This window comes from Pseudomonas sp. UBA6699 (assembly GCF_002454615.1).
Lineage (GTDB): Bacteria > Pseudomonadota > Gammaproteobacteria > Pseudomonadales > Pseudomonadaceae > Aquipseudomonas > Aquipseudomonas juntendi.
Window position 1 is genome coordinate 3,446 of the sequence record NZ_DKJF01000036.1, and the last position, 9,816, is coordinate 13,261.

The 9,816-nt window shown below is 61.1% G+C and carries 9 protein-coding genes; 1 reads left to right on the forward strand and 8 read right to left on the reverse strand.

Features of this window, described 5'->3' with window-relative positions; genetic code table 11:
* Positions 1–76 precede the first annotated feature (76 nt).
* From B3361_RS07350 to B3361_RS07370, 5 genes are all read right to left on the reverse strand, one after another.
* A complete protein-coding gene (locus B3361_RS07350) occupies positions 77–649 on the reverse strand; it encodes a lipocalin family protein (protein WP_054906161.1) in 573 nt (190 codons plus the stop codon).
* A complete protein-coding gene (gene bamE, locus B3361_RS07355; RefSeq protein ID WP_009681214.1) occupies positions 646–900 on the reverse strand; it encodes an outer membrane protein assembly factor BamE domain-containing protein in 255 nt (84 codons plus the stop codon). Before bamE ends, B3361_RS07350 begins: the two co-directional genes overlap by 4 nt.
* A 227-nt stretch (positions 901–1,127) precedes the next feature.
* The gene (locus B3361_RS07360; RefSeq protein ID WP_054906162.1) at positions 1,128–1,724 is read right to left on the reverse strand and encodes a DUF924 family protein; all 597 of its coding nucleotides are present in this window, start codon (positions 1,722–1,724) and stop codon (positions 1,128–1,130) included.
* 3 nt (positions 1,725–1,727) lie between these two features.
* Positions 1,728–2,738: a class 1 fructose-bisphosphatase gene (locus B3361_RS07365; protein WP_009681216.1), complete on the reverse strand. Its 1,011-nt coding sequence runs from the start codon at positions 2,736–2,738 to the stop codon at positions 1,728–1,730.
* 192 nt (positions 2,739–2,930) lie between these two features.
* Positions 2,931–5,381 (reverse strand): glycogen/starch/alpha-glucan phosphorylase, encoded by a 2,451-nt coding sequence (locus tag B3361_RS07370; protein ID WP_054906163.1) that lies wholly within the window; start codon positions 5,379–5,381, stop codon positions 2,931–2,933.
* Between the two features lie 186 nt (positions 5,382–5,567).
* Here B3361_RS07370 and B3361_RS07375 point away from each other — a divergent pair, with 186 nt between their 5' ends.
* Positions 5,568–5,972: a YkgJ family cysteine cluster protein gene (locus B3361_RS07375; RefSeq protein WP_003249225.1), complete on the forward strand. Its 405-nt coding sequence runs from the start codon at positions 5,568–5,570 to the stop codon at positions 5,970–5,972.
* A 185-nt stretch (positions 5,973–6,157) separates the two neighbouring features.
* Here the strand turns inward: B3361_RS07375 and typA are convergent, their stop codons facing one another.
* The 3 genes from typA to B3361_RS07390 form a co-directional block, all read right to left on the reverse strand.
* Positions 6,158–7,978 carry a translational GTPase TypA gene (gene typA / locus B3361_RS07380; protein WP_009681218.1) on the reverse strand — a complete coding sequence of 607 codons (1,821 nt, stop codon included), beginning with the start codon at positions 7,976–7,978 and terminating at the stop codon, positions 6,158–6,160.
* A 128-nt stretch (positions 7,979–8,106) separates the two neighbouring features.
* On the reverse strand, positions 8,107–9,561 hold the full coding sequence (gene thiI / locus B3361_RS07385; RefSeq protein WP_009681219.1) for a tRNA uracil 4-sulfurtransferase ThiI: 1,455 nt from the start codon (positions 9,559–9,561) through the stop codon (positions 8,107–8,109).
* A 45-nt stretch (positions 9,562–9,606) separates the two neighbouring features.
* Positions 9,607–9,816 (reverse strand): hypothetical protein (locus B3361_RS07390; protein ID WP_286920153.1); only part of this gene is annotated, 210 nt, incomplete at its 5' end.

The window sequence follows — 9,816 nt, forward strand, 5'->3', positions numbered from 1 at the left end:
ATCTTGTGACAAACACCTGTCGGCCCTGATGCAATCCCTGTGTGGCTTGCCGGCGATAAGGCCGGCAATGCTGCCATCAATGCATCTTGACGATCTGCTGGTCGGAAGCGCGCCAGATCAAGCGGCTGGTGTCATAGCCCTGCTGACGGGCCTTGGCCAGCAGGTTCTCGCGCTGCCAGGCCGGCAGGGTCGGCGTGCGTGACAGGATCCACAGGTACTTGCGGTCCGGGCTGCCGACGATGGCGGTGCGATAGTGTTCGTCAACGTACAGAATCCAGTATTCACCCCGCGCCACGCCCGGCACCAGCCTGGTGAACCAGTTATCGAACTCGACCCATAATTTATCGGTATGGCCCGGCTCCTGGATATTGGCATGCCCTTCGGCGCGCAGCCATTCGTCACCCATGGTGCGGCAACGGTTGAGCACTCCGTAGCTGCCATCGGGCTTGAGGTTGTAATGGGCCTCGGACTGTTCGCAGCCCTCCTGGAAGCGCATGGGCAGGCGTGCCAGCTCGTACCATTTGCCCTGGTAACGCTTGAGGTCTACATTGCCGGCGGTTTTCGGCGCCAGCGGGTCATGCACAGAGCCTGCGCAACCGCCCAGCAGCACCGCCAGGCATACCGCCATCAGCAGGTACACACGCCTCATTTGAGGCCCTGCCCTGAGTACATCAATACTTTGTCAGCCGCATACTGCACGCTGATGAAGCTCTTCTCGTCCCCCCAGGTGCAGCTGCTCATGCCCAACGCGCCGGAACATTCGGTCGGCGTGCCGAGCAGCTGCTCGACCTCGGCCTTGCTCATACCGGCCTTGATCTTGGAATAGTTTTCCTGGTTGATCTTGCTGCAGGCAGTCAGCACGACGCACAGCGACAACAGGGCGAGGGAACGCAACGACATTGAAGGACACTCCTGGGAAGATGAGACAGGCGAGTGGCCTGCAGTGACCTTCGACGTGAAAATCCCTCCTTTGTTCCCTTCCCTCCCCCCTATACCCCTACACCATTGTTCGGGTGGCCACTACTGTGCGATTAATCACAAAGCATTAGTTAACGGCCAATAAAAAAGCCGCCCCTTGTAGGGGCGGCCTTGTGTGGCGATGGCCTGCGCAGCAGGGCCCTGCAATCTCAGAACCTGGACCCGGGCTCCAGCAGGAAGTCCATCTCTTCGCTGGTGCTCGGGCGATCCAGCACCAGGTTGCGGTGCGGGAAGCGACCGAACCGGGCGATCACCCGCTGGTGCTGCTCGGCGTAGTCGAGGAAGCCTTCGAACAACCGGCGGCTGGCCTCGGGCTGTTCGCCCAGCAGCACCTGAAAGCGCTCGACGCACAGGTTTTGCCAGTCCAGCACCTCGGCGTGCTCCAGCACCACCAGCACGAATACCCGCTGGATCGGTAGCAGCTGGTAGTCCCAGCCCTTCTGCAGGCCCTGCATGGCCACCACCTGGGCACGCCGGTCACCCTCGAAGGCGCGCGGCGTGTCGCGGTAGATCATGCGTGGCAGCTGGTCGAGCAGCAGCAGCAGGCCCAACCAGCCCTGCGGGCTTTGCTGCCACTCGTCGAGCCCGCCGGCCAGGGCCTGCTCCACCAGTTCACCGAACTGCGCATGGGCCTCGGCATCGTGGTGCTTGCCGAACCACAGCGTGCTCTTCTCGTCAGCCACGGCCTGGGCACTGGTGCCCCAACCGAACCACCATTCCAGCAACGGCTGCCAAGGTGCGAGCATGACTTACTCCTTGTGGTAGGCGGTAACGCGCTCGACCTCTTCTTTCGAGCCAAGAATGACCGACACACGCTGGTGCAGGCTCTCTGGCTTGATGTCGAGGATGCGATCGTAACCATTGGTAGAGGCGCCACCGGCCTGTTCGATGATGAACGACATCGGGTTGGCTTCGTACATCAGGCGCAGCTTGCCCGGCTTGCTTGGCTCGCGGGCGTCACGTGGGTACATGAACAGGCCGCCACGGGTCAGGATACGGTGCACGTCGGCCACCATCGAGGCGATCCAGCGCATGTTGTAGTTCTTTTTCAGCGGGCCGGTCTCGCCTGCCAGCAACTCGCCGACGTAGCGCTGCACCGGGGCTTCCCAGTGGCGCTGGTTGGACATGTTGATGGCGAACTCGGCGGTGGTTTCCGGCACGCGGATGTTCTCGTGGGTAAGCACGAAGCTGCCCAGCTCGCGGTCCAGGGTGAAACCCTTCACGCCGTTGCCCAGAGTGAGGATGAGCATGGTCTGCGGGCCGTAGATGGCGTAGCCGGCAGCCACCTGCTGGGTGCCTGGCTGCAGGAAGGCGTTTTCGTTCAGGGTTTCGTTCTGGCTCAGGTACTCGTTAGGGCAACGCAGTACCGAGAAGATGGTGCCGACCGACACGTTGACGTCGATGTTCGACGAACCGTCCAGCGGGTCGAAGACCAGCAGGTAGGCGCCTTTGGGGTACTTGCCCGGAATCTGGTAGGCGTTGTCCATTTCTTCCGAGGCCATGCCGGCCAGGTGGCCGCCCCACTCGTTGGCCTCCAGCAGGATATCGTTGGAAATCACGTCCAGTTTCTTCTGGACTTCGCCCTGCACGTTTTCCGTGCCCATGCTGCCCAGCACACCGCCGAGGGCGCCCTTGGACACGTGATGGCTGATTTCCTTGCACGCACGCGCCACCACTTCGATCAGGAAGCGCAGATCGGCAGGGGTATTGTTGCTGCGGGTCTGCTCAATCAGATAGCGACTCAGGGTAACGCGGGACATGTATGGCTCCGAAAGGATGGGGGAGATGAAAAACCCCCGCAGTTTACAGGGAGAGTTGCAGGCTAGCGAGTGATGAGACTCGCCACGGCACTCTGACGGCACAATAGGTCGGTAGTTCAGCGTGTGCCAGGCCGGTGGTCGGCGCCCGCCTTCTTCACGAGCGAGCCCGTGGAGAAGGCGGTGCAGGCACCTTCAATCCAGCGCCTTCCAGATCTGCGTAGCATATTCGCGAATGGTCCGGTCCGACGAGAACCAGCCCATCCGCGCCGTGTTCAGCACCGCCATGCGCCACCATTGCTCCGGCGTGTGCCACAAGTCCTCGACGCGCTGCTGGGCATCCCAGTAGGCATCGAAATCGGCACATACCAGGAAGCGGTCATAGGCCACCAGCCCATCGATCAAGCCGGTGTAGCGCGAAGGGTCGTCCGGCGAGAACACACCGCTGCGAATCGCCTGCAGTACGTCGTTGAGGCGGTTGGACGCAGCAATCGCCGCCGTGGCGCCAAAATCACCCGCCCGCTTGCGCGCCTCGACCTGCTGGGCGGTCAGGCCGAATATGAACATGTTGTCGGCACCGACCTGCTCGCACATTTCCACGTTGGCCCCATCCAGGGTACCGATGGTCAGTGCGCCGTTCAGGCCGAACTTCATGTTGCTGGTACCCGACGCTTCGTAACCGGCCGTGGAAATCTGTTCGGAGAGGTCCGCAGCCGGAATGATGCTCTCCGCCAGGCTGACGTTGTAGTTGGGCAGGAACACCACCTTCAACTGGCCACGCACGGTCGGGTCGTTGTTCACCACCCGGGCGATGTCGTTGGTCAGCTTGATGATCAGCTTGGCCTGGTGGTAGCTGGCCGCCGCCTTGCCGGCGAAAATCTTCACCCGCGGCACCCAATTGGTGCCAGGGTCGTTGCGCATGGCCTGGTACAGGGCCACGGTATGCAGCAGGTTGAGCAACTGGCGCTTGTACTCGTGAATACGCTTGACCTGCACGTCGAACAGCGCTTCGGGGTTGACCGTGACGCCAACGCGGTCCTGGATGATGCTGGCCAGGGCACGCTTGCTGTGCAGGCGCTGAGCCGCGAACTGCTTGCGGAAACCCGCCTTGTCGGCGAACGGCACCAAACCGGCCAGGCGCCCCTCCGGGTCGTCCTTGAGCTCCGGCCCCAGCGCCTCCACCAGCATGTCGGTGAGTTGCGGGTTGGACTGGTACAACCAGCGGCGGAAGGTAATGCCGTTGGTCTTGTTGTTGATACGCTGCGGATACAACTTGTGCAGCTCGGCGAACACCGTGCTCTTCATCAGCTGGCTGTGCAACGCCGAAACGCCGTTGACGCTGTGCGAGCCGAGGAATGCCAGGTTGCCCATGCGAACTCGGCGGCCGTTGTCTTCCTCGATCAGCGACACCGCCCGCAGCACGTCGAAGTCGTGCAGGCCTTTGGCACGCAGGCTGTCGATATGGTACGCGTTGATCAGGTAGATGATCTGCATGTGCCGCGGCAGCATGCGCTCCATCAACGCCACCGGCCAGGTTTCCAGCGCTTCGGGCAACAGGGTGTGGTTGGTGTAGGCCAAGGTGCCGACGGTCAGCTCCCAGGCCTTGTCCCATGGGATTTCGTGCTGGTCCACCAGCAAGCGCATCAGCTCCGCCACGGCAATGGACGGGTGCGTGTCGTTGAGCTGGATGGCGGCCGCATCGGGCAGGTTGAGCAGCGAGTCATGCTGGTTCAGGTGGCGGCGCAGCAAGTCCTGCAGTGACGCCGATACGAAGAAATACTCCTGGCGCAGGCGCAGCTCCTGCCCGGCCTCGGTACTGTCCGCCGGGTACAGGACCCGCGAAATGCTCTCGGCACGTGCCACCTCGGCCACTGCGCCCAGGTGGTCACCGGCGTTGAAGCGCTCCAGGTGCAGCTCTTCCAGCGCCCGTGCCCGCCACAGGCGCAGGGTGTTGACGCTCGAACCCCGCCAGCCGACCACCGGCGTGTCGTACGCTACCGCACGCACGGTCTCGCCAGGTGACCACACCTGGCGTTGATTGCCATGGTTGTCGTGCACCGTTTCGACGCTACCGCCAAAGCTGATCGGGTAAATCACTTCGGCACGCTCGAACTCCCACGGGTTGCCGAAGTCCAGCCAGTTCTCGGTCTGCTCCTGCTGCCAACCATCGACCAGTGCCTGGCGGAACAAGCCATGCTCGTAGCGGATACCGTAGCCATGGGCGGCAATGCCCAGGGTCGACATGCTTTCCATGAAGCAGGCGGCCAGACGCCCCAGGCCACCGTTGCCCAGTGCGGCATCGGGCTCCAGCAGGCGGATGCGCTCCAGGTCCACGTTCAGGTCTTGCAGGGCCTCTCGGGCGATGTCCAGCAAGCCCAGGTTGCTCAGGCTGTCGTAGAGCAGGCGGCCAATCAGAAACTCCAGGGAAAGGTAGTAGACCCGTTTCTGGCTACGCCGGTAGGCCTGTCGGGTGTGGTCCATCCAGTGGTCGACCATGTGATCGCGCGCGGCCAGGGCGATGGCTTCGAACCAGTCATGGTCGAAGGCGTGCTCCGGGTCCTTGCCAACCGCATAGGTCAGCTTGTTCAGTACGGCAGCGCGAAAATCCGCGACTTCGGCGTCACGAGCTTCAGGTTCCTGGGACATGGGGCATCCTCGGGCAAGTTGACGAAAGCGGAGGGAGAGTGTTCAGACTAGACCCTTCGACAGGGAGAGACAGTTACGGTTCGCAGTTTTCATGCCGACTTGGTGATTCCGGCAAAAGGTTGTTCATAAATTGAACAATTCCGGTATCATCGCGCGCCCCAAGACCGTGATCCGCCCCTTATAAAGATGAAAACGACCCTGATCGCCGCAGCCGAAGTCGACCGCCTGGAGACCTGGCAGCGCTACACCAGCAACATGTGCCATGGCTGCCATTCGACCTGCTGCACCCTGCCGGTGGAGGTGAAGATCAAGGATCTGATCCGCATCGGCGTAGTCGATGAATTCGAGAAAGACGAACCGCCGAAGAACGTGGCCAAGCGTTTGCAGAAAGAAGGCATCATCGAGCGCTTCAACCAGAAGTCAGGCATCTTCACCCTGACCCGGATGAGCAACGACGACTGCATGTATCTGGATCGCAAAAGCCGCCTGTGCACCATTTATGACAAGCGCCCGGACACCTGCCGCAACCACCCCAAGGTTGGGCCGCGGCCGGGTTATTGTGCGTACAAGCCCAAGGTGGTCGGGCGCTAAGCGTTAGCCATCAAGGGCCTCTTCGCGGGCTTGCCCGCTCCCACAGGATCTGCGCGATCCTCAAGGCCTGTGCAGTACCTGTGGGAGCGGGCAAGCCCGCGAAAAGGGCCAACGCAAATTCTGCAAGCATAAAAAAACGCCCCCGGCCTTTCGACCGGGGGCGCTTTCATTCAGCCTGAGCTAACTCAGTTCTTGGCTTTCTTGGCAGCGCGGGTACGCTCGCCTTCGTCCAGGATCTTCTTGCGCAGACGGATCGACTTAGGCGTGACTTCGCACAGCTCGTCGTCCTGGATGAATTCCAGGGCCTGTTCCAGGGTGTGGCGAACTGGCGGTACCAGGGCGATGACTTCGTCTTTGCCCGAAGCACGCATGTTGTCCAGCTTCTTGCCCTTGGTCGGGTTCACGCCCAGGTCGTTGTCACGGCTGTTCAGGCCGATGATCTGACCGTTGTAGATCTCCTGGCCGTGTTCAACGAACAGCTTGCCGCGAGCCTGCAGGGTTTCCAGCGAGTAGGTCAGTGCCTTGCCGGTTTCGACCGACACCAGAACACCGTTCAGGCGGCCAGACATCTGGCCCGACTTCATGGTGTCGTAGCGGTCGAAGATCGAGGTCAGGATGCCTGCACCGTTGGTCAGGGTCAGGAACTGGTTACGGAAGCCGATCAGACCACGGGCTGGAATGTTGTATTCCAGGCGAACACGGCCCTTGCCATCCGGCACCATGTTGGTCAGGTCACCCTTACGCAGGCCCATCTCTTCCATGACCTTGCCCTGGGATTCTTCAGGGATGTCGATGGTGACGTTCTCGAACGGTTCCTGCTTCACGCCGTCGACTTCGCGGATGATCACTTCAGGGCGGCCAACAGCCATTTCGAAGCCTTCACGACGCATGGTTTCGATCAGTACCGACAGGTGCAGCTCGCCACGGCCCGATACCTTGAACTTGTCAGGGGAATCGGTTTCCTGAACGCGCAGGGCCACGTTGTACAGCAGCTCCTTGTCCAGACGGTCCTTGATGTTGCGGCTGGTAACGAACTTGCCTTCTTTACCGCAGAATGGCGAGTCGTTGACCTGGAAGGTCATCGAAACGGTTGGCTCGTCAACGGTCAGCGGCTTCATCGCCTCTACCGCGTCCGGGGCGCACAGGGTGTCGGAGATGAACAGCTCGTCGAAACCGCTGATGCAAACGATGTCGCCAGCCTGGGCTTCTTCGACGTCGACGCGGTGCAGGCCGTGGTGGCCCATCAGTTTCAGGATACGGCCGTTACGCTTCTTGCCGTTGGTGTCGATGGCGACAACCGGGGTGTTCGGCTTGACGCGACCACGGGCGATACGGCCAACGCCGATAACACCGAGGAAGCTGTTGTAGTCCAGTGCGGAGATCTGCATCTGGAACGGGCCGTCACGGTCAACAGACGGTGCTGGTACGTTGTCGACGATCGACTGGTACAGCGCAGTCATGTCTTCGCCCATGGCGGTGTGGTCCAGACCGGCAATGCCGTTCAGGGCCGAGGCGTAGACGACTTTGAAGTCCAGCTGTTCATCGGTGGCACCGAGGTTGTCGAACAGGTCGAAGATCTGGTCCAGAACCCAGTCCGGACGCGCGCCCGGGCGGTCGACCTTGTTGATCACGACGATTGGCTTGAGGCCGGCTTCGAAGGCCTTCTTGGTCACGAAGCGGGTTTGCGGCATCGGGCCGTCCTGGGCGTCGACCAGCAGCAGCACCGAGTCGACCATCGACATTACACGCTCGACCTCGCCACCGAAGTCGGCGTGGCCGGGGGTGTCGACGATGTTGATGTGGTAGCCGTTCCAGTTGATGGCGGTGTTCTTCGCCAGAATGGTAATACCGCGCTCTTTTTCCTGGTCGTTGGAGTCCATGACGCGCTCGTCGTTGAGCTCGTTACGCTCCAGGGTGCCGGACTGACGCAGGAGTTTGTCGACCAGGGTGGTTTTACCATGGTCAACGTGGGCGATGATGGCGATGTTACGCAGATTTTCGATCACAAGTGTATCTCGATCAGAGGATTCGGTTGCCGCCCAGTGTAGGCGGCGAATATGTACTGTTTAAGGCTCAGCGGGCCCGGCGGTCGGGAGGGCGATGGCGGATACTGCCGCCATACAGCCCCGGCGTCTTATGTCGGACGATAAACACGCACATTGGCATGTCCCTCACTGAGCAGGTGGTGTGCGTGCAAACGGCTCATCACACCCTTATCGCAATACAGCAAGTACTGGCGCGTGGGGTCCAGGTGCTTGAACTTGCTGTTGATGGCATAGAACGGCATGGCCTGCACCTCGATACCTTCCAGTACCAGAGGCTGATCTTCCTGGGCGTCGGGGTGACGAATGTCGATGACGATCTGGCCTGGCAGCGCCTCGGCCACTTCCTCGATTTCGATGTCCTTGCCCAATTCATCGATCACGTGGTCGATGGAAATGAACTTGGCGCGCTCCAGGGCGCGCTCCAGCACGGCCATGTCGAACTGCTTTTCTTCGTGCTCCATGCGGTGGCGCTTGGCATGGGTGGTCGGGTTCACCGAGATCACGCCACAGTATTCCGGCATGTGCTTGGCGAAGTCGGCGGTGCCGATTTCGGTGGCCTGGTCGATGATGTCCTGCTTGTGCGTGGCCAGCAGCGGGCGCAGCACCAGCTTGTCGGTGGCCGAGTCGATGATCGACAGGTTCGGCAAGGTCTGGCTCGATACCTGGGAAATCGCCTCGCCGGTCACCAATGCGTCGATCTGCAGGCGGTCGGCCATATGCGCGGCGCCGCGCAGCATCATGCGCTTGAGGGTCACGCCCATGTAGCTGTTGTCGACCTTGTTGAGGATTTCGCCAACCACTTCCTCGAACGGCACGCTGATGAACAGCACGCGCTGGCTGCTGCCGTACTTCTTCCACAGGTAGTGGGCCACTTCCATCACGCCCAGCTCGTGGGCACGGCCGCCGAGGTTGAAGAAGCAGAAGTGGGTCATCAGACCACGGCGCATCATCTGGTAGGCCGCCACGGTAGAGTCGAAGCCACCGGACATCAGCACCAGGGTCTGCTCCAGCGCACCGAGCGGGTAACCGCCAATGCCATTGTGCTGGTTGTGGATCACGTACAGGCGCTGGTTGCGGATCTCGATGCGCACCATCACCTCGGGGTTCTTCAGTGCGATACCGGCGGCGCCGCACTGCTGGCGCAGCTGGCTGCCGACGTAACGGTCGACGTCCATCGAGGTGAAATCATGGTGACCACCGCGCTTGCAGCGCACGGCGAAGTGCTTGCCGGCCAGCAGGTGGCCAAAATGGTGCTTGCACTTGGCGACGATATCGTCGAAGTCACCCAGCGGGTATTCCTCTACCTGCAGGAAATGGGTAATACCCGGGGTGCAGGTGAGGCGCTCGATCATCTCGCGCTGGACTTTCTCGTCTTCGACGCGGGTAACCACTTCGAGGTTGTCCCACACACCATCCACCGCAAGCTCAGGGTCGAGGTCCTTGAGCACGTTGCGGATATTCTTGCCGAGCTGGCGGATGAAGCGCTTGCGCACCGGCCGGCTCTTGATGGTGATTTCTGGGAAGACTTTGACGATGAGTTTCATTGGTTAACAGCGCGCGCAGGGCCTGCCGAAAATGAGGGGCGCGAATTATATCGGAAATTGCTCAGGATTTGACCAACTTTTGATCAGAAGCTTTGAGATAAATGTCAGCGCAGGATTTTTTGGTGCCCGTGAGACCGAGCGCCGCCCGCGCGGCGCATCGCGAGCTGCGGTCGCTGCTTGTATGTTGTGACTGGCCTGGCGGGAGAAGATATTCTCGTCAGGCTGAAGAAGCACTTCCGGGGAGGCCGATCGCTC